At 40.8% G+C, this 529-nt stretch carries 1 protein-coding gene; it reads right to left on the bottom strand.

Annotation, left to right across the window (positions count from 1 at the left end):
• Positions 1-529 (bottom strand): DUF3987 domain-containing protein (locus ABD917_RS08840; RefSeq protein WP_345119684.1); only part of this gene is annotated, 529 nt, incomplete at both ends.

The following is a 529-nucleotide window of genomic DNA, read 5'->3' as shown; positions in this document are numbered from 1 at the left end:
CGGTCTGTTTGATATTCCTTTCTCTCCAAATTGGCTAAAAAACCAGATAACTCATCACGAACCATCAAAAGACCACGGGGGTTTTCTTTTAACAATTCCCCAAGCTTTTCAACCGTCACATCATTGATAATAAAACGAGAGACATCATCATCATGAGCACTGTCTTTAGAGAGAGTTTCAAACAACAGAGCACGGGCTGTTTCACTATCACCTTTTTTAAGCGCTTTATTGGCTTGTCTTTCTTTTTCTCGTTTGTCTAAACTCTCTAATTTCTCTTCAATTTCTTGCCTTTCTTTCTGTTTTAACCATTCTTTATACCATTGCTTTTGAAGGCACGTGATAGGTGCTAAAGCAGCTTTCATGGCTGGTGTTTTATATGTTGACGATTGACCAATAAGAGCGCCCCAGAGATTAGGAACAATTGTCCAATCATCATATTGTTTTGGAGCCACCCGCACGCCATTACCAATGACAGCCGCCAAACCACAGAGAGCCGAGACAGCAATAAAATCGAGAGGGGTTTGTTGAC

The sequence above is a fragment of the Bartonella pachyuromydis genome, assembly GCF_039543065.1.
Lineage (GTDB): Bacteria > Pseudomonadota > Alphaproteobacteria > Rhizobiales > Rhizobiaceae > Bartonella > Bartonella pachyuromydis.
Note: the sequence above shows the minus strand (reverse complement) of the source record. Positions and strands in the feature narration are given on the sequence as shown.